The sequence below is a fragment of the Streptomyces sp. NPDC058279 genome, assembly GCF_042881255.1.
Classification (GTDB): domain Bacteria; phylum Actinomycetota; class Actinomycetes; order Streptomycetales; family Streptomycetaceae; genus Streptomyces.
Genome location: NZ_JBHVYA010000003.1, coordinates 50,102 through 69,341 on the forward strand (window position 1 = coordinate 50,102; position 19,240 = coordinate 69,341).

17 protein-coding genes and 1 riboswitch are annotated in these 19,240 nt (G+C 72.7%); of the genes, 6 read left to right on the forward strand and 11 right to left on the reverse strand.

Going from position 1 to position 19,240, the window contains the following annotated elements; genetic code table 11:
* Positions 1-56 precede the first annotated feature (56 nt).
* The gene (locus ACFVXJ_RS07675; RefSeq protein WP_389660231.1) at positions 57-1,475 is read right to left on the reverse strand and encodes a peptidase C39 family protein; all 1,419 of its coding nucleotides are present in this window, start codon (positions 1,473-1,475) and stop codon (positions 57-59) included.
* Positions 1,476-1,668: 193 nt separating this feature from the next.
* On the opposite strand from ACFVXJ_RS07675, the gene ACFVXJ_RS07680 reads away from it, so the two are divergent.
* The 3 genes from ACFVXJ_RS07680 (at position 1,669) to ACFVXJ_RS07690 (ending at position 5,705) form a co-directional block, all read left to right on the forward strand.
* A complete protein-coding gene (locus ACFVXJ_RS07680) occupies positions 1,669-2,286 on the forward strand; it encodes a uridine kinase (protein ID WP_389660984.1) in 618 nt (205 codons plus the stop codon).
* A gap of 377 nt (positions 2,287-2,663) precedes the next feature.
* Complete coding sequence (locus tag ACFVXJ_RS07685; RefSeq protein WP_389660234.1) at positions 2,664-4,649, forward strand: AAA family ATPase; 1,986 nt, start codon at positions 2,664-2,666, stop codon at positions 4,647-4,649.
* A gap of 72 nt (positions 4,650-4,721) precedes the next feature.
* A complete protein-coding gene (locus tag ACFVXJ_RS07690; protein ID WP_389660237.1) occupies positions 4,722-5,705 on the forward strand; it encodes a phosphotransferase family protein in 984 nt (327 codons plus the stop codon).
* A gap of 73 nt (positions 5,706-5,778) precedes the next feature.
* On the opposite strand, the gene ACFVXJ_RS07695 is transcribed toward ACFVXJ_RS07690, so the two are convergent.
* The 10 genes from ACFVXJ_RS07695 to ribD form a co-directional block, all read right to left on the reverse strand.
* A complete protein-coding gene (locus ACFVXJ_RS07695; RefSeq protein WP_389660240.1) occupies positions 5,779-6,855 on the reverse strand; it encodes a hemolysin family protein in 1,077 nt (358 codons plus the stop codon).
* The gene (locus tag ACFVXJ_RS07700; RefSeq protein ID WP_389660243.1) at positions 6,852-8,201 is read right to left on the reverse strand and encodes a hemolysin family protein; all 1,350 of its coding nucleotides are present in this window, start codon (positions 8,199-8,201) and stop codon (positions 6,852-6,854) included. Before ACFVXJ_RS07700 ends, ACFVXJ_RS07695 begins: the two co-directional genes overlap by 4 nt.
* A 196-nt stretch (positions 8,202-8,397) precedes the next feature.
* Complete coding sequence (locus ACFVXJ_RS07705; protein ID WP_389660246.1) at positions 8,398-8,859, reverse strand: PH domain-containing protein; 462 nt, start codon at positions 8,857-8,859, stop codon at positions 8,398-8,400.
* A 39-nt stretch (positions 8,860-8,898) separates the two neighbouring features.
* Positions 8,899-9,747 (reverse strand): ATP phosphoribosyltransferase, encoded by an 849-nt coding sequence (hisG, locus tag ACFVXJ_RS07710; protein WP_389660249.1) that lies wholly within the window; start codon positions 9,745-9,747, stop codon positions 8,899-8,901.
* A gap of 75 nt (positions 9,748-9,822) precedes the next feature.
* Positions 9,823-10,104 carry a phosphoribosyl-ATP diphosphatase gene (locus ACFVXJ_RS07715; RefSeq protein WP_136210765.1) on the reverse strand — a complete coding sequence of 94 codons (282 nt, stop codon included), beginning with the start codon at positions 10,102-10,104 and terminating at the stop codon, positions 9,823-9,825.
* A gap of 35 nt (positions 10,105-10,139) precedes the next feature.
* Entirely contained in the window at positions 10,140-10,625 is a 486-nt protein-coding gene (ribH, locus tag ACFVXJ_RS07720; protein WP_007262951.1) for a 6,7-dimethyl-8-ribityllumazine synthase, read from the reverse strand.
* 56 nt (positions 10,626-10,681) lie between these two features.
* Positions 10,682-11,983: a bifunctional 3,4-dihydroxy-2-butanone-4-phosphate synthase/GTP cyclohydrolase II gene (locus ACFVXJ_RS07725; RefSeq protein WP_389660253.1), complete on the reverse strand. Its 1,302-nt coding sequence runs from the start codon at positions 11,981-11,983 to the stop codon at positions 10,682-10,684.
* Positions 11,980-12,633: a nicotinamide riboside transporter PnuC gene (locus ACFVXJ_RS07730; protein ID WP_389660256.1), complete on the reverse strand. Its 654-nt coding sequence runs from the start codon at positions 12,631-12,633 to the stop codon at positions 11,980-11,982. The genes ACFVXJ_RS07725 and ACFVXJ_RS07730 overlap by 4 nt, the downstream gene beginning before the upstream one ends.
* Positions 12,630-13,262, reverse strand: a complete 633-nt coding sequence (locus ACFVXJ_RS07735) for a riboflavin synthase (protein ID WP_389660259.1) — start codon at positions 13,260-13,262, stop codon at positions 12,630-12,632. The genes ACFVXJ_RS07730 and ACFVXJ_RS07735 overlap by 4 nt, the downstream gene beginning before the upstream one ends.
* Positions 13,263-14,327: a bifunctional diaminohydroxyphosphoribosylaminopyrimidine deaminase/5-amino-6-(5-phosphoribosylamino)uracil reductase RibD gene (gene ribD, locus ACFVXJ_RS07740; RefSeq protein WP_389660986.1), complete on the reverse strand. Its 1,065-nt coding sequence runs from the start codon at positions 14,325-14,327 to the stop codon at positions 13,263-13,265.
* A 219-nt stretch (positions 14,328-14,546) separates the two neighbouring features.
* Positions 14,547-14,677, reverse strand: a riboswitch (FMN riboswitch).
* 346 nt (positions 14,678-15,023) lie between these two features.
* On the opposite strand from ribD, the gene ACFVXJ_RS07745 reads away from it, so the two are divergent.
* The 3 genes from ACFVXJ_RS07745 to ACFVXJ_RS07755 all read left to right on the forward strand — a co-directional run bounded on the left by ACFVXJ_RS07745 (position 15,024) and on the right by ACFVXJ_RS07755 (position 19,182).
* On the forward strand, positions 15,024-17,396 hold the full coding sequence (locus ACFVXJ_RS07745; RefSeq protein ID WP_389660262.1) for a chitinase C-terminal domain-containing protein: 2,373 nt from the start codon (positions 15,024-15,026) through the stop codon (positions 17,394-17,396).
* Positions 17,397-17,484: 88 nt separating this feature from the next.
* Positions 17,485-18,411 (forward strand): RNA polymerase sigma-70 factor, encoded by a 927-nt coding sequence (locus ACFVXJ_RS07750; protein WP_389660265.1) that lies wholly within the window; start codon positions 17,485-17,487, stop codon positions 18,409-18,411.
* Between the two features lie 30 nt (positions 18,412-18,441).
* On the forward strand, positions 18,442-19,182 hold the full coding sequence (locus tag ACFVXJ_RS07755; protein ID WP_389660268.1) for an SDR family oxidoreductase: 741 nt from the start codon (positions 18,442-18,444) through the stop codon (positions 19,180-19,182).
* Positions 19,183-19,240: the final 58 nt, after the last annotated feature.

Consider the following 19,240-nt stretch of genomic DNA (forward strand, 5'->3'; position numbering starts at 1 on the left):
ACACCCCCTCTGCCCTCTTATGTCCCACTTACAACCCATTCGGCGGTAAGAATTCGTCAGATCACTCCGACCGCGCGGAGAGCTGTGAGCTGTGCGACCCCGGGACGGGCCGGCACGTAGAGGTAGCAGACCCCGCCCGTGGCCTGGACCTCCTTGCCGGCGGCGTTGTGGCGCCTGGTGCGGAGCCAGATGTTCTCCCATTCGGCGCGGCGGTAGACCCGGCGCACCGCGGCGTCGTCCGCCGAGTTGGGGTCGTTGGCGATCACGTCGCCGGCCCCCGTGAAGCCGACGACGGTCATGAGGTGGCCGGCCGTGCCGTACCCGGCCCCGGTGAGCTCCCGGGGCAGGAAGGACTGCGAGGTGATGACCGGGATTCCCGCGCGGATCAGGGTTTCCAGGTCCGTGAGGGAGGCCAGCCGGGTGACCACGGCGGCCAGGTCCCGGTACGTGGCGGCGTACGCGGCGTTGAACGGCCAGTTGCCACAGCCCTTGTAGGCGGCGTCATAGGTGGAGCGGGCGGCGTGGCAGACCTGCGGGTCGGAGTAGGAGGGGTTCACCCAGGCCAGGTCCCGGGCCGTGGGCTTGCGCCCCCAGGACTCGATGACCATCTGGGAGGACGTGGGGCTGCACCACGCCTCGCCGCCGTTGTCGTACTCCGGGTACCGGCCGATGTGGATCTCCTGCGAGTAGCGCGGGACCTTGAGCTCGTGGGCCGTGCCGGAGGGCTTGGACGGGGGCACGGTGAACCGGTCCGGGACGCCCGAGGCCATGGCGCCGGCGAGCCACACGGTGGGTCCGCCGGTGGTGCCGGGCTTGCGGTGGAGGGTCAGGCGCAGTTGCCAGTCGCGCAGGCGAAGGCCGCTCGCCTTCGCCGGCGGATCGACGGCCAGGGTGTCGGTCCAGACGGTGGTGCGGCCGTCGCTCTGGCCGTCGACCGAGGTGCGGCGGATGTCGCTCTCGCCGGAGGCCCAGCGGCCCATCACGTACCAGGGGGTGGTCGTGCCGTCGCCATAGGTGCCGCGCAGCTCCGTCTGGATCCAGGTCCCGGCGGGGGTGCGCGCGTTCCAGGAGGCGATGGCCTCGGTGGCGGGGACGGTGGAGCGGTGTACGGGAGAGGTCCAGGCGGCGTAGTCCCAGGCGGCCTTCTTGCCGGTGTGCGGGTCGGTGTACTCCGTCCGGCCCGCCGGGGCCGCGATCTCCAGGCCGGGCCGGGCGCCGTCGACGGCCTTGGTGCCGTGGTGGGTGCCGGCCTGCCAGTGGGCGTACGCGTACCAGAACCGGTTGTCGATCGTCGGGGCGGTGGCGCCGGCCCCGGAATCGGCGTCGGGGCCGGTCCCGACGTCTGTACCGGCATCCGCGCCGGCGGCCCGGCCGGGCCGGGCGGCGGCCGAGGCCGGCCCGCCGGGGACGGTGGCCGCGGCGGCGACCGCGAGGGCCGCGGCGAGCAGGGCCCTGCGCGGGGTGGGTGCGGTCATGGTGGAGGCCCCCTGGGGTCGGTCGGTGCGGTGGATCGACGGGTCCACCCTTCCAGTTCCCGCACGACGGGCGGCGGAAGCCGGGCGGCCGTGTCGGGGAACCGGCGGCACCGGATCAGGCCGCCGGGCCCACCGGTCATAGGCTGGCCGGGTGGAACAGCCCGAGCACTCCCCCCTCTCCCCCGGCCGGCCCCTGGGCCCGCTCGCGCGGGAGCTCACCGCCCTGCCGCCGTCACTCGGGCCGGTCCGGCTGATCGGCGTCGACGGGCACGCCGGCTCCGGCAAGAGCACCTTCGCGGAGCGGCTCGCCGAGGCGCTGGGCGGGGCTCCCGTACTGCACCTGGACGACGTGGCCACGCACGAGGAGCTGTTCGACTGGTACGGGCGGCTGCGCGCGCAGGTCCTGGAGCCGCTCGCGGCCGGCCGGCCCGCGCACTGGGCGCCGTACGACTGGGTGCTGCGCCGGTTCGGCCCAGAGCGGGTGCTGGAGCCGGCCCCGGTGCTGATCGTCGAGGGTGTCGGGGCGGGGCGGCGCGCGCTGCGCCCGTGGCTGGCGCGGCTGCTGTGGATGGAGACGCCGCGCGAGCGGTCCTGGGGGCGCGGGCGGAAACGGGACGGGCGTGAACTTTCCGGTTTCTGGGACGCATGGGAGCGCGCGGAGCTCGCGCACTTCTCGGACGACCCTTCGCGCCCCTTCGCCGACACCCTGGTACGCCAGAGCGGTACGGGATACGAGTGGACTTCCGGGGCTGCTGCGACCTCGGGAGCCCCGACTTCCGTCACCGAGCGTCACGAGCTCCCCCGGGCCTGAGCACGGCCCCCGCCGGCCCTCCGCAGGGCTGTCCCGAGCCGCTTGACCGCGCCCCCGCGACGGCCTTACGTTCTGAATGCGCGGTCCGCGAGGATCGCGGCGGACGCGGAGCCCCCGATTGTTCCCCCGTGATCGGGGGCTTCGTTCTGTCCCGACGCGGGCCGAAGGCGACCGGCCGGGGCCGCGCACCCTCCCCGATCTTCACCGAGAGTCACCGCCGCGAGCGGGCGGGGTCTGTCACCCGCGACCGCCGCACCCTGGGTAAGGAGCGTCACCGCGGGTACGATGCAGCCCTGATTTCTTCGGCATGGTGGACAACTCACGGGATCGTCGCGCGGGTTGCCGCGCACCACGGGGGCAGGCTTGTGGGGGATGTGATGGACTTCGGCATGCCGGGCAGCACCCACGCCCCGGCCGAACTCGCCTGGCTGCGCGGCGTCGACGCCTGCACCATGGGCGCCTACCCGCAGGCGGAGGAGGAGTTCCGCACGGCGGTGCGGCTCGATCCGGCGATGGCCGACGCCTGGCTGGGCCTGCACGCGCTCCGGGTGGACACCACCGACGCGTTGTTGCGCATGTACGCGCACCGGGACCGCTTCGGCGAGCAGCGCGCCCGGCACCGGCGGACGTTGAACTCCTGGTATTGGCTGGGATGGTGGGTGCAGCCGGTGTTGGAGAGCCGCCGGGACCTGCTGCTGGCCCACGCCTCGCACTGGCTGGACGGTCGGCACGTGCCCGAGTTGGACCAGGCGCTGGCCGCGCTGCCCCCGGTCGACACCGATCCGCAGGTCCGCTTCCTGCACGCCTGCCGGGCCTACCTGGTCAAGGACTGGGACCAGCTGGTGCGGCACACGGAACCGCTGGTGGACGATCCGCAACTGGGCATCGAGGCGCGGCTGTTCGGCGGGATGGCCCGGGTCCGGCTGGAGATGTACGGGCAGGCGGAGCCGATGTTGGCGGCGGCGCTGATGCGATGTCGCAGCGAGCAACCACAGCGCAAGGAGCTGCGGTACTGGCTGGCGCGGGCCCACGAGGGGACGGGCCGCAGCGCCGCGGCGCTGCCCCTGTACCGGGCGGTGCACCGGGTGGACCCCGCGTTCATGGACACCGCGGCCCGTCTGACGGCGATCGCCGACAGCAGCGACCCCGACGACATGGCCGGCTACGCGGGCTACGGGCACTCCGCCGAGGGTTTCGCCGGGCACGGGCCGGCCCCGGCGGGCGGGGACCTCGCCGTGGCCCTCGGCGGCGGGGGCGGCGGTCCCGCGCAGGACACCGCCGCGGACGGCCAGGCGGAGCCGGACCCGCTGCTGTCCGACCCCGCGGAGGCCCGCTTCGGGCCGCCGGACGTGGGCCGGATCGACGCGGGGTGGACGGACGCGGGGCGGACGGACGCGGGCCGGGCCGACGGCATGCGCCACAAGGCGGCCTTACCGGCACAGGGCGCGCCCGCCGGTCTGCCCGCCGGGCCCGCCGACCCCCGGGCCCTGGAGCAGGCGCTCGCCGAGCTGGAGCGGATGGTGGGGCTGGAGCCCGTCAAACGCCAGGTGAAGGCCCTCTCGGCGCAACTGCACATGTCCCGGCTGCGCGCGAACCAGGGGCTCCCGGTACAGCCGCCCAAGCGGCATTTCGTCTTCTCGGGGCCCTCCGGCACGGGCAAGACCACGGTGGCCCGGATCCTGGGCCGGGTCTTCTACGCACTGGGCCTGTTGGGCGGCGACCACCTGGTGGAGGCGCAACGGGCCGACCTGGTGGGCGAGTTCCTGGGGCAGACCGCCGTCAAGGCCAACGAGCTGATCGACTCGGCGATCGGCGGGGTGCTGTTCGTGGACGAGGCGTACAGCCTCTCCAACTCCGGTTACAGCAAGGGCGACGCGTACGGCGACGAGGCGTTACAGGTGCTGCTCAAGCGCGCGGAGGACAACCGCGACCACCTCGTGGTCATCCTCGCGGGCTATCCGGCGGGAATGGACCGGCTGCTGAGCACCAACCCGGGGCTGTCCTCGCGCTTCACGACCCGGGTGGACTTCCCGAGCTACCGGCCCCCCGAACTCACCTCCATCGGCGAGGTGCTGGCGGACGCGAACGGCGACCGCTGGGACGAGGAGGCCCTGGAGGAGCTGCGCAGCATCAGCGGGCACGTGGTCGAGCAGGGCTGGATCGACGAGCTGGGCAACGGCCGCTTCCTGCGCACCCTGTACGAGAAGAGCTGCGCCTACCGGGACCTGCGGCTGGCCGGTTTCGCCGGCGACCCGTCCCGGGACGACCTGTCGACGCTGCGGCTGGCGGACCTGATGCAGGCCTACGGCGAAGTCCTCTCGGGCCGCGGCCCCCAAGAACGCCCGGAGCCACCGCCCTTGTAGCTCGCCTCCCCGGCGGGGCACCACCTGTGACACGCCTCAAGACGCCGGCAGGACGGCGGATAACCTGCCCCCATGCGTACGGACGAGGGGGCCGGGGACACCGGCGCGGAACCTGACGATCGGGACTGGGGCGCCACGCGCTCCTGGGTGGAGAACGCGCTGGCGGAGGGGGAACGCATCGACGAGGTGGTGCCGCTGCGCGGCGGTTGGACCTCGCGGATGCGCCGCCTGGACGTCCGGGGCCCCGAAGGCCGGCGCTCGCTCGTCCTGCGGTCCTTCGTCAAACCCTTCTACGTCCGGCACGCGGAGGGGCTGCTGACCCGCGAGGCGAGCGTCCTGCGCCTACTCGCCGACACCGACGTCCCCGCGGCCACCGTCGCGGCCGTGGACGCGACGGCGCGGCACTGTGACCACCCCTCCCTGCTGATGTCCCTCCTGCCGGGGGACGTCCGCCTGGGCGAAGCGGACGCCGAGCGCCGCGCCGAACTCCTGGCCCGGCAACTCGTGCGCGTCCACCGGCTGGCGGTGCCCGAGCCACGACGGCCCCGCACCTACCAGGCCTGGACCTCCCCCGAACGGGTGAGCCCGCCCACGGTGACCGTGCGGCCCCGGCTCTGGCGGCGCGCCGTCGACGTCATCCGCCGTGATCCCCCGGCCTATCGAGGTCGCTTCCTGCACCGCGACTTCCACCCGGGGAACGTCCTCTTCACCGGCACCGGCGACGACCTCCGGATCAGCGGGGTGGTCGACTGGGTGGAGACGTCCTGGGGCCCGGCCGACCTGGACGTGGCCCACTGCTCGACGGCCCTGGCCCTGCTGCACGGGGTGCCCGCCGGCATGGCCTTCGCCGACCGCTACGCGGCCGCGGGCGGGACCTTGGGCGATGACGGCGCCGACCACCTCCACTGGCGGCTGCTGGACGCCCTGGCGTTCGCCCCGGACGCGGAGAAGGTGGCCGTCCCCTGGCGCGACCTGGGCCGCGTCGACCTGACGGTCGGGGTCCTGACCCGACGGCTGGAGGACTACCTCGAAGCCCTTTTCGACCGCTACGCCTGACCGCCCGGCCCCGGACCCGGCGGTACGGGTTCGCGGACCGGGCGAGTCCGCCGGCCGGGGCACCACGCCCCGGTCAGCCGGCCATGGCGTCTTCCGGGGCGGGGGCGCGGCGGGCCGGCGGGGGCGTGCGGTGGGCGGGGTCGCGGACCTCGCCCACCAGCATCTCCAGGACGTCCTCCATGGCGACCAGGCCCAGCACCCGGCCGCCCGGGTCGGCGACCTGCGCCAGGTGGGTGGCGTCGCGGCGCATCACCGTCAGGGCGTCGTCCAGCGGGAGGGTGGAGGACAGCGTCGTCATCCGGCGCCAGACCCGCTGGGGTACGGCCCGTTCCCGCTCCTCCAGGTCCAGGACGTCCTTCACGTGCAGGTAGCCCATGAAGGCGCCGTTGCCGGAGCGGACGGGGAAGCGCGAGTAACCGGTGCGCACCGTCAGCTGTTCGATCTGCCGCGGCGTCACGTCGGGGCCGACGGTGACGAGCCGGTCCCGGGCGAGCAGGACGTCGGTGACGGGGCGGGTGCCCAGTTCCAGGGCGTCCTCCAGCCGCTCCTGTTCGACCGGCTCCAGGAGCCCGGCCTGCCGGGAGTCCTTGAGGAGCCGGCCGAGCTGGGCGCTGGTGTAGACGGCTTCGACCTCGTCCTTGGGCTCCACCTTGAAGAGCCGCAGGACGAAGGTGGCGCAGGCGCCGAGCGCGGTGGTGACCGGCCCGCACAGGCGCGCGAAGGCGACCAGGCCGGGGCTGAACCACAGGGCCGTCTTCTCGGGTGCGGCCATGGCGAGGTTCTTGGGGACCATCTCGCCGATGACCAGGTGGAGGAAGACCACTGCGGCGAGCGCGACCGCGTAGCCGAGCGGGTGGATCAGGCCCTCGGGGACGTGGACGGCGTGGAAGACGGGCTCCAGCAGCCGGGCCACAGTGGGTTCGGCGACCGCGCCGAGGGTGAGCGAGCACAGGGTGATGCCGAACTGCGCGGCGGCCATCATCCGGGGCAGGTTCTCCAGGCCGTGCAGCACCTGGCGGGCCCGCTTGGAGTCGGCCGCCAGGGGTTCGATCTGGCTGCGACGTACGGAGACGAGTGCGAACTCGGCTCCGACGAAGAAGCCGTTGGCCAGGACGAGCAGCAGGGCAAAGAACAGGAGGAGCGCGTTCACCGGCCCACCGCCTCCAGTTCGGCGGGAGCCGTGAGCGGGGCGGTGCGCACCAGCCGTACGCGTTCGGCCCGGTAGCGGCGCACCTGGCGGACGGACAGCTTCCAGCCGGGCAGTTCGGCGCGGTCCCCGGGGGCCGGGATCCGGCCGAGCAGGTCGGCGACGAGACCGGCGACGGTCTCGTACGGGCCTTCGGGCACCTCCATGCCTATCCGGCGCAGGGTGTGCACCCGGCAACTCCCGTCGGCCTCCCAGGAGGGGCGGCCGTCCTCGGCGGCCACGGCGGCCAGCTCGGGGCCGTCGTCGTCCACGAGGTCGTGTTCGTCGCGGACCTCGCCGACGAGTTCCTCCACGATGTCCTCCAGGGTGACGACTCCGGCGGTGCCGCCGTACTCGTCGACGACGACGGCCATCGGCTGTTCGCTGCGCAGCCGCTCCAGCAGCGGCTGTACCGGCAGCGAGCCGGGCACCAGCAGCGGGGCGACGCAGATGCGCGTCACGGTGGTGCGGGCGCGCTCCGCCTCGGGTACGGCGAGGGCGTCCTTGAGGTGGACGACGCCGGTGATCTCGTCGATGCGCTCGCGGTAGACGGGGAACCGGGACAGGCCGGTGGCCCGGGTCAGGTTGAGCACGTCGGCCGCGGTGGCCGTGTGCTGGAGGGCGCTGACCTTCACCCGGGGCGTCATGACGTGCTGGGCGGTGAGCCCGCCCAGCGACAGGGTCCGCACGAAGAGGTCGGCGGTGTCCTGCTCCAGGGCGCCGGCCTGGGCCGAATGGCGGACGAGGGAGACGAGCTCGCCGGGGGTGCGGGCGGACGCCATCTCCTCCGCCGGCTCCACGCCGAGCGCCCGTACGAGACGGTTCGCCACGGCGTTGAGGGCGGCGATGACCGGCCGGAAGGCACGGGAGAAGGTCTGCTGCGGTCCGGCGACGAACCGGGCCACCTGGAGCGGCCGGGAGACCGCCCAGTTCTTCGGGACGAGCTCGCCGACGACCATTTGCAGGGCGGAGGCGAGCAGCATGCCGATGACGACGGCGGCGCCGGAGACGGCGCCCGCGGGCAGGCCGGTGGCGCCGAGCGGGCCCGACAGCAGGGCCGCGAGGGCCGGTTCGGCGAGCATGCCGACGACCAGTGAGGTGATGGTGATGCCGAGCTGGGTCCCGGAGAGCTGGAACGACAACTCGCGCAGGGCGGCGACGACCGTGCGGGCACGGCGGTCCCCGTCGGCGGCGGCGCGTTCGGCCTCGGGCCGTTCCACGGTGACGAGGCCGAACTCGGCCGCCACGAAGAAGCCGTTGGCGAGGATCAGGGCGAACGCCGCCACGAGAAGGAGTAGCGGGGTGGTCATGCCGCCGCCTCCGGGGGAAGGGCGGCGCGGGTACTACCGGACGATCCGTCCATTGCTGGAGGGAGTCACTCCTCAAGTCGCAGGTGCCCACGGGCCACAGGGTCCCGGGGCCGGTGGGAGGGCGCACGATCGCGCCCCGCCACCAGGGTAGTCATTGGGATCGCCGCCGCAATGGGACGCAGCGGGGAACCCGGGGTCAGTGCTCCTTCGCACCGCTCCCGCGGGCCTCGGCGAGGGCGCGCAGGGCCCGCGCGTCGCCGATGGCCCGGGCCTTGGCGATGCCGGGCTGGATGCCCAGGACGGGGAGGCTGGTGCCGTCGCTCAGGTCGAGGAAGACCCAGGGGTCGCCCGGACGGAGGTTCACCCGGAGGATCTGCGCCCATGCCAGGCGCCGGGTCCGGGTGAGGTTGACGACGGTGACGCCCGCCTCGTCCGCGACCACCTTGGGGCGGCTGAGCAGCACGAGGACCGAGCTGAGCAGGACCGCGGTGCAGACGAAACTGATCCGCTCGCCGGGGTGCAGGTCCAGGAGCAGGGCGATCGCCGTGATGGTGACGAGGATCGCGAGGCCGGCGCCCAGCAGGACGGCCCGGGTGCGGGTCGGCCGGAAGGTGACCGGCAGGGCGGGGGGTGCGGGCTGGGCGGCGGCGTCGGCCATGGTGTGCGCTCGGTTCTGCGAGGTTCCGGAGGGTCGGGGTCAGAGCCGGCAGGCGTGGATCGAGGTGGTGAGGATCGCGCGCGCGCCGAGCTCGTACAGGTCGTCCATGATCCGCTGGGCTTCCTTGGCGGGAACCATGGCGCGGACCGCGACCCAGCCCTCGTTGTGCAGCGGGGAGACGGTCGGCGACTCCAGGCCGGGGGTGAGGGCGACCGCGCGCTCCAGGTGCTCGGCGCGGCAGTCGTAGTCCATCATCACGTAGCTGCGGGCCACCAGGACGCCCTGGAGGCGGCGCAGGAACTGCTGGGCCTGCGGGTCGTCCGGGTCGGTGCCGTTGCCGCGGATGACGACGGCCTCGGAGGTGAGGATCGGCTCGCCGATGACTTCCAGGCCGGCGTTGCGCAGGCTGGTGCCGGTCTCCACGACGTCCGCGATGATCTGGGCGACGCCCAACTGGATGGCGGTCTCGACCGCGCCGTCGAGGTGGACGACGGAGGCGTCGATGCCCTTCTCGGCGAGGTGCTTGGCGACGATTCCCTCGTACGAGGTCGCGATCGTCATGCCGGTGAAGTCCTCGGGGCCCTTCGCGGTGCCGGGCAGCGTGGCGTAGCGGAAGGTGGACCTGCCGAAGTTCAGCGGCAGGATCTCCTCGGCGCTGGCCCCGGAGTCGAGCAGCAGGTCCCGGCCGGTGATGCCGATGTCGAGCTTGCCGGAGGACACGTAGATCGCGATGTCCTTGGGGCGGAGGTAGAAGAACTCGACCCCGTTCTCGGGGTCGACGACCACGAGCTCCTTGGACTCCTTGCGCATCCGGTAGCCGGCCTCATGGAGCATCGCCGACGCCGGTCCGGAGAGTGAACCCTTGTTGGGGACGGCGATGCGCAGCATGGGGCTTCCTCGGGTGCGTAGGTGCGAAAGAACGGGTGCGGGCGGGGGACCCGCGGGCTGTGCTCCGGCCGGGGTCTACAGGTGCGCGTAGACGTCGTCGAGGGAGATCCCGCGCGCGACCATCATCACCTGGACGTGGTACAGCAGCTGCGAGATCTCCTCGGCGGTGGCTTCCTTGCCCTCGTACTCGGCGGCCATCCAGACCTCGGCGGCCTCCTCGACGACCTTCTTGCCGATGGCATGGACGCCCTTGCCGACGAGCTCGGCGGTGCGGGAGGAGCCGGGGTCGCCGTTGGCGGCCTTGAGCTGGAGCTCGGTGAAGAGCTCTTCGAAGCTCTTGGTGGGTTTGTTCGCCATGATGGTCCTCAGAATAAGGGGTCCCCCGCCGCCGCTCAGCGCCAGGGTTCGCTGACGGTCCGCAGGGTCATGGCGGTGGAGACGGCGGCGGTGACCGCTTCGTGCCCCTTGTCCTCGTTCGACCCCTCAAGCCCGGCGCGGTCCAGCGCCTGCTCGTCGTTGTCGCAGGTCAGGACGCCGAAGCCGACGGGGACTCCGGTGTCGATCGACACCTGTACCAGGCCCTGGGTGACGCCCTGGCAGACGTAGTCGAAGTGCGGGGTGCCGCCACGGATGACCACACCGAGGGCGACGATGGCATCGTAGCCGCGACCGGCCAGTACCTTCGCCACGACCGGCAGCTCGAAGCTGCCGGGGACGCGCAGCAGGGTGGGCTCGTCGATGCCCAGCTCGTGCAGGGCCCGCAGGGCGCCGTCGACCAGGCCGTCCATGACCTTCTCGTGCCACTGGGCCGCGATCACGGCGACCCGCAGGTCGCCACAGTTCTTCACACTCAGTTCGGGTGCGCCCTTGCCGCTCACAGCTCTGCTCCTCGTGGTTCGTGTAGGGGGTCGGTACGGGTGGGGATGGTGAAGGGTTACTGGTTGCCGCAGGCCGAGGTGGTCACGGGCCCCTCCAGCCAGGGCAGGTCGTGACCCATCCGGTCGCGCTTGGTGCGCAGGTAGCGCAGGTTGTGCTCGCCCGCCTCGATCGGCATCGACTCCCGGCCGGCGACGGCGATGCCGTGGCCGACGAGGGCGTCCGCCTTGTCGGGGTTGTTGGTGAGCAGCCGCACGCTGCGCACGCCGAGGTCGGCGAGGATCTGGGCGCCGGCCCCGTAGTCGCGGGCGTCGGCGGGCAGGCCCAGCTCCAGGTTGGCGTCGAGGGTGTCGCGACCGCGCTCCTGGAGTTCGTACGCGCGCAGCTTGGACAGCAGTCCGATGCCGCGGCCCTCGTGGCCGCGCAGGTAGACGACCACGCCGCGGCCCTCGGCCTGGATGCGCGCCATGGAGGCGTGCAACTGGGGACCGCAGTCGCAGCGCTGGGACTGGAAGATGTCGCCGGTCAGGCACTCGGAGTGCATGCGGACCAGGATGTCGTCGCCCTCGCCGACCTCGCCGTGGACGAGGGCGACGTGTTCGACGCCGTCGACGGTGGAGCGGTAGCCGTACGCGGTGAACCCGCCGAAGGCGGTCGGCAGGTTGACCTCGGCCTCGCGGCGCACGGTCGGCTCGGCGGAGCGGCGGTAGGCGATCAGATCCTCTATGGAGATGATCGTCAGGCCGTGCTTGCGGGCGAAGGGGATCAGCTCGGGCAGCCGCAGCATGACGCCGTCCTCGCCGGCGATCTCCACGATGGCGCCGGCCGGGCGCAGCCCCGCGAGGCGGGCGAGGTCGACGGCGGCCTCGGTGTGGCCGTCGCGGACCAGGACGCCGCCGGGCTTGGCGCGCAGCGGGAAGATGTGGCCGGGGCGGACGAAGTCCGAGGGCTCGCAGGTCCCGGCGGCCAGCAGCCGCAGGGTGGTGGCGCGGTCGGCGGCGGAGATGCCGGTGGTGACGCCGTGGGCGGCGCTCGCGTCGACGGAGACGGTGAAGGCCGTCCTCATCGATTCGGTGTTGTGCTGGACCATCTGGGGCAGTTCGAGCCGGTCCAGCTCGGGCCCCTCCATGGGGGCGCAGATCAGCCCGCGGCACTCGCTCATCATGAACGCGATGATCTCGGGGGTGGCCTTCTCGGCGGCGATGACGAGGTCGCCCTCGTTCTCGCGGTCCTCGTCGTCGACGACGACGACCGGGCGGCCTGCCGCGATGTCCCGGACGGCCTGCTCGACGGGGTCGAGGCGGAAGGTCTCCTCGGGGGCGTCTTCGGGCACGTCCGGCACGGGCTTGAGGGTGGTCATGCCGTTGCTCCTTCGAGGGCCGGGGCGGTGGTGGTGCGCGAGCGCTGGTACCAGTCGTACGCGCCCCACAGGACGAGCGCGAAGTAGACGACGTAGACGAGGCCGGAGAAGGCCAGGCCGTTGGTGAAGGCGAGCGGGACGCCGACGAGGTCGACGAGGAGCCAGGCGAACCAGAACTCGACCAGGCCGCGGGCCTGGGCGACCATCGCGACGATGGTGCCGACGAAGATGTACGCGTCGGCCCACGGGCTCCACGACAGGTTCGGGAACAGGGTGAACAGGCCGCCCACGGCGAGGGTGCCGAGGGCCGCTCCGGCCAGCAGCACACCGCGCTCGCGCCAACTCGCGGTGCGCACGGCGATGGAGCCGTCCTGGGCCTGCCGCCGGCCGCGCTGCCAGGCCCGCCAGCCCCATACGGCCACGCCGATGACGAGGAGCTGCTTGCCGACGCCGCCGGCGAGGTGGGCGGAGGCGTAGGCGGCGATCAGGATGAGGCCGGACAGGAGCTGGGCGGGCCAGGTCCACAGGGAACGGCGCCAGCCGAGCGCGAGGGCGGCCAGGCCCATCAGGTTGCCGATCATGTCGGACCAGATGACCTTCTGGCCGACGATCTCGAACGCCTGGGCGTTGAGCCAGGTCAGGGCGCTCACTGGGCGTCTCCTTCGGTTCCTTCGGTGCGCAGCGGGTTCACTCCGGCGGCCAGCAGCCGTTCCACGTACTTGGCGAGCACGTCGACCTCCAGGTTGACCGGGTCGCCGGGCTGCTTGAGGCCGAGCGTGGTCAGGGCCAGGGTGGTCGGGATGAGGCTGACCGTGAACCAGTCGGCGGCGGCCTCCACGACGGTGAGGCTGACCCCGTCGACGGTGATGGAGCCCTTCTCCACGACGTAGCGGGACAGGTGCGCCGGGAGGGCGACCTTGACGATCTCCCAGTGCTCGGAGGGGGTGCGGGAGAGGATCTCGCCGGTGCCGTCGACGTGCCCCTGCACCAGGTGGCCGCCGAGGCGTCCGCCGAGCGCCATCGGGCGCTCCAGGTTGACCCGCGAGCCCTTGACGAGGGCGCCGAGGCCGGAGCGGTTCAGGGTCTCCTGCATGACGTCGGCGGTGAACTCGCCGTCCGCGGTCTCCACGACGGTCAGACAGACACCGTTGACCGCGATGGAGTCGCCGTGCTTCGCGCCCTCGGTGACGAGGGGGCCGCGCAGGCGGAAGCGCGAGGCTTCGGCGAGCTGCTCGACGGCGGTGACCTCGCCCAGTTCTTCGACGATTCCGGTGAACACTCAGTGCTCCTTGGGGGCGGTGGTGGGGACGGCGGTGATGCGCAGGTCGGTGCCGACGCGGACGGCCTCGGTGATGTCGAGGCGCACCGCGTGGGCGATGGTGGTGACGCCGGCGTCGGCGAGGGCCGCGGGGCCCGCGCCGAGCAGGGCCGGGGCGAGGTAGCCGACGACGCGGTCGACGGCCCCCGCTTCGAGGAAGGAGCCCGCCAGGGCGGGGCCGCCTTCGAGGAACACGGAGCGCACGCCGCGGGCGTGCAGCGCCGTGAGGAGTTCGGGGACGGCGACGCGGCCGTCGTGCAGGGGCAGCCGGAGCAGGTCGACGCCGGGCAGGTGCCGGGTGTCGGCGTCCTCGGCGACCACGACCAGCGTGGGGGCCGCGTCGTCGAGGACCCGGGCGCCGGGCAGCAGGGTGGCGTGCGTGTCGAGGGCGACGCGCAGGGGCTGGGTGGCCCCTGCGACGCCGCGTACGGCGAGGTGCGGGTCGTCGGCGCGCAGGGTGCCGCCGCCGACCAGGACGGCGTCGGCCTCGGCGCGCAGCCGGTGGACGTCGGCGCGGGACTCCGGGCAGGTGATCCAGCGGCTGCTGCCGTCGGCGGCGGCGCTGCGGCCGTCGAGGGTGGCGGCGTACTTCCAGGTGACGTGGGGGCGGCCCAGGCGTACGGAGGTCAGCCAGGCGGTGTTGCCCGCCGCGGCCTCGGCTTCCAGGAAGCCGCCCTCGGTCTCGATCCCGGCGCCGCGCAGGGTGGCGGCGCCACCACTGGCCTGCGGGTTCGGGTCGGGGACGGCGTAGACGACACGGGCGACGCCCGCCTCGATGAGGGCCTGCGCGCAGGGGCCGGTGCGGCCGGTGTGGTTGCAGGGTTCGAGGGTGACGTAGGCGGTGCCGCCGCGGGCGGCGGGGCCGGCGGCGCGCAGGGCGTGGACCTCGGCGTGCGGGCCGCCGGCCCGCTGGTGCCAGCCCTCGCCGACGACCGTTCCGGCGGCGTCGGTGATGACGCAGCCGACGACGGGGTTGGGGCTGGTGGAACCGAGTCCGCGGGCCGCGAGCGCGATCGCCCGGCGCATGGCGGCGGCACCCGTCTCGGGTGCGGTCTGCGCGGCGTCTGTCGCCACCGGGTCCTCCTGCCTCATCGGGCACGGACTCCGGGGCCTGTCGGGATACGACAGATGAAGCGGGTAGCACACGCGAGGACGCCGAGGCCGGACGAGCGGGTCCCTCCGGTGGTATCCCGTTGGGGATACGCCCGATGGACCGCCGACGGCGGCGTACCGGTGACTGGCCCGCCGCGCACTGCCTCCCATCCGGACTTTAACCGTCGGTCCAGGAATTTCACCTGGTCAACCGGCCGCCGGCTGCGGACGGGTCGCGGACTATAACCGCCGGTTCGGAATTACACCGACCCCGGAGTGCGCTGCTACTGGTACTAGGGCCAGTGTGCCACGGGCGATCTGCGCCCATGCGGGTGAGGCGCTGTGGCCTGGCTCACAAACCGGCCATTCTCAAGCGGGGCCATCGAGCCGGCCGGAGGGCGGGGCGGAGTGCGGCGCGGGGTGCGGGGCGGGGGCGGCCCGGGAGGCGGACCGGACGGGGTGCGCACTTTGGTCCAGACCTATTGACGGGGTGGTCTAGTCCTCTTAACGTTCCCTTCATCTTCCCCGGGAGGAGGTCCGCCGGCGTGCGCACGCCGCGGGCCAACCAGCGCCATTCCCCTGCGCGTTGAGCCGCCATGTCCTGCCATCCTCCCCTCCCCAGGAGGCACCATGCCGTCCCCCACACGTACGAGAGCGATGCTCCTGGCATCCGGCGCGGCCATCGCCGGACTGCTGGTCGCCGGGCTCTCGACAGGCGTCTCACAGGCCGCCGACCAGGAGAGCTGTCGTCCCGACGGGCTCTACAAGACGCCCGGTGTCAACGTCCCGTACTGCTCGGTCTACGACTCCGAAGGCCGCGAGAAGATGGGCGCCGACCACCAGCGGCGCGTGATCGGCTACTTCACCGGTTGGCGCACCGGCAAGGACGGCACGCCGGCCTACCTCGCCGGCAACGTCCCGTGGTCCAAGGTCACCCACCTGAACTACGCCTTCGCCCACGTCGGAGCCGACAACAAGATCTCGGTCGGCGCGGACAACGCGAACAACGCCGCGACCGGCATGACCTGGCCCGGCGTCGCCGGGGCCGAGATGGACCCGACGCTCCCCTACAAGGGCCACTTCAACCTGCTGAACAAATTCAAGAAGCAGTACCCGAACGTCAAGACGCTCATCTCCGTGGGCGGCTGGGCGGAGACGGGCGGCTACTTCGGCGACGACGGGACCCGGGTCGCCTCCGGCGGCTTCTACTCGATGGCCACCAACGCCGACGGCTCCGTCAACCAGGCCGGCATCGACACGTTCGCCGACTCCTCCGTCGCCTTCATCCGCACCTACGGCTTCAACGGCGTCGACATCGACTACGAGTACCCCACGACGATGAAGGACGCGGGCAACCCGCTGGACTGGCAGCTCTCCAACGCCCGTCGGGCCGGGCTGGTCAAGGGCTACGCCGCGCTGATGAAGTCGCTGCGCGAGCGGCTCGACCGGGCGGGCGCCGCCGACGGCAAGCACTACCTGCTCTCGGTCGCCGCGCCCTCCTCCGGCTACCTGCTGCGGGGCATGGAGACGTTCCAGATGCAGAAGTACCTGGACTACGTCAACATCATGTCCTACGACCTGCACGGCGCCTGGAACGAGTACGTCGGCCCCAACGCCTCCCTCTTCGACGACGGCAAGGACGGCGAACTGACCGCCGCCGGCGTCTACTCCACCTCCCAGTACGGCGGGATCGGCTACCTCAACTCCGACTGGGCCTACCACTACTTCCGCGGCTCGATGCCGGCGGGCCGCATCAACATGGGCCTGCCGTACTACACCCGCGGCTTCAAGAACGTGCAGGGCGGCACGGACGGCCTGTGGGGCAAGGCCCCGGCCACCGGCTGTCCGGCCGGCGCGGGGCTGACCAAGTGCGGTGACGGCGCGGTCGGCATCGACAACCTGTGGCACGACCTGGACACCGCGGGCAAGGAGGCCCCGGCCGGTTCCAATCCGATGTGGCACGCGAAGAACCTGGAGAAGGGCGTCGTCGGCGATTACGTCACGAAGTACGGCTTCCCCGCGAACACCACGCTGACCGGCACCTACGTCCGCAAGTACGACTCCACGCTGGTGGCGCCGTGGCTGTGGAACGACCAGAAGAAGGTCTTCCTGTCCACGGAGGACGAGCAGTCCGTGGCCGCCAAGGCCGACTACGTGGTGAACAAGGGCATAGGCGGCACGATGGTCTGGGAACTGGCGGGCGACTACGGCTACAACGCCGCCAAGGGCCAGTACGAGATGGGCGACACCCTCACCACGACGATGTACGAGAAGTTCAAGTCGGCCACGCCCTACGGCGCGAAGCGCGCGACGATCCCCATGCCGGCCGAAGCGGTCAAGGTGGACGTGGACTTCACCCAGTTCCCGCTGGGCGACTCCAACTACCCGATCAGCCCCAAGCTCAAGATCACCAACAATACGGCGACGACCCTGCCGGGCGGCACGGAGTTCCGGTTCGACTACTCCTCCTCGGCGCCGAACAACGCCAAGGACCAGTCCGGCTGGGGCACCACCGTCATCCGCAGCGACCACACCGGCAGCAACGTGGGCGGGTTGAAGGGCGACTACAATCGGGTATCGCTCAAGCTGCCGGCCTGGCAGTCGCTGGCCCCCGGCGCCTCGGCGGAACCGGACTTCGTCTACTACCTGCCGACCTCCACCCCGTCCAACTGGACGGTGACCTTCGGCGGCAGGACATACGGGATCGCCGGCGACCTGGCGCGGGGTACGACGGTGGTCGAGCCGGGCGGCACCCCCACCCCCACCCCCACCCCCACCCCCACCCCCACTCCAACCCCGACCACGCCGCCGACCACGCCGCCCACGACGCCTCCCCCGGGGGGAACCTGCACCGCCCCCGCCTACGTCGCGGGCCAGGTGTACCCGGGCGGAACGGTCGTCTCCCACAAGGGCCACACCTGGAAGGCCCAGTGGTGGACGCAGAACGAGGAGCCCGGCACCACCGGCGACTGGGGCGTCTGGAAGGACCAGGGCGCCTGCTGACACCGGCGGGTGAGGGCGGGTGACTCCCGCCCACGGCGAGGACCCGGTGGCCCGGCGGCCACCGGGTCCTCGCCCGTAGGCTGCTCCGGTGAACACGCCCGCATCCGCCTCAGCGGCGGACTTCGAGGAACACCGGGGCCGGATGTTCGGCATCGCCTACCGCATGCTGGGCTCCGCTCACGAGGCCGAGGACACCGTCCAGGACGCGTACCTGCGCTGGAGCGCGGCCGACCGCGGGGACGTCGAGCACCCCGGGGCCTGGCTCGCCAAGACCGTGACCCGCCTGTGCCTCACCCGCCTGACCTCGGCCCGGGCCCGGCGCGAGGAGTACGTCGGCCCCTGGCTCCCGGAGCCCGTGCTCACCTCGGACGGCACGCTCGGCCCGCTGGACTCGGCGGAGCGGCGGGACAGCGTCTCCATGGCCCTGTTGGTGCTGCTGGAGCAGCTCACGCCGGTGGAGCGGGCGGTGTACGTATTGCGCGAGGCGTTCGCGTACGGGCACCGGGAGATCGCCGAACTGCTCGACCTCACCGAGGCCAACTCCCGTCAGCTGTACCGGCGTGCGGCCCAGCGGGTGGAGGCGCCGCGACCGCGCTTCCGGGCGGACCCGAGCCGGTGGCGGGGCCTGGTGGAGACCTTCATGGCGGCGGCCCGGGACGGGGACGTGGCGCGGCTGGAGAGCCTGCTCAGCGCCGACGTGCGGTACGTGGCGGACGGTGGCGGCGTGGTCAACGCCGCCCGGCGGCCCATCGTGGGGCGGGACAAGGTGGCCCGCTTCGTGCGCGGGGCGCTGGGGAAGTACACGGCGGGCCTGCCGGTCGCCCACGCGGAGGTCAACGGGATGCCGGCGCTGGTGTTCGGCGGGGCGGCGGTGCTGGTGATGGAGTTCGAGGAGGGCCCGGACGGCGGGGACGCGCTGGTCGGCGGGATGCGGGCGGTCGTGAACCCGCAGAAGCTGGAATTCGTGCTGCGGCAGTTGTCACATCCGGGGAGGCTGCCCGGTCCGGGCTGGTGAACGCACTTTCCCGAAAGGACGCACACCACCATGAGCACGATTCTGGTCACCGGAGGAACCGGCACCCTCGGAGCGCTCGTCGTCACCCGGCTGCGGGCGGCGGGCCACGAGGTCCGCGTCCTGAGCCGGCATTCGAAGGAGTACCCGGTCGACCTGCGGGACGGCAGCGGGTTGGACGCGGCGCTGGCGGGGGTGGAGGTCGTCGTGCACTGCGCGAGTTCCCCGCGGGGCGGCGACGACGTGGCGGCCGGCCACCTGATCGAGGCGGCCCGACGGGCGGGGACCGTCACCAACGTCGTCTACATCTCGATCGTCGGGGTGGACGTGGTGCCGTTCGGCTACTACGTGACGAAGCACAAGGTGGAACGGCTGTTGGAGGAGTCGGGGCTCGGCGTCACGATCCTGCGGACCACCCAGTTCCACGACTTGGTGGGGCAGTTCGCGGACGCGCTGGGCAGGCTGCCGGTGGTGCCGGTGCCGAAGGACGTACGGGTCCAGCCGATCGCGGTCGGGGAGGTCGCCGACCGGCTCGCCGAGCTGGCGGTACCGGCCGCGGCGGGGCGGGTCCCGGACATGGGCGGGCCGGAGATCCGCCCGCTGACGGGGCTGGTCCGGGCCCGGTTGGCGGCGACGGGCCGCCGGCGGTGGGTGGTCCGGGTGCCGCTGGCGGGCAAGGCGTACGCGGCGTTCCGGCGGGGCGGGCACCTGGCTCCGTCGCGGGCGGTGGGTCGCGAGAGCTTCGCGGAGTTCCTGCGCGGCGCCGCCGGCTGACGGCGGGGCGGGTTCGAAGCGCGGTGGCGGGTGGAGCGGGGCCGGGTGTGCCGCGGGG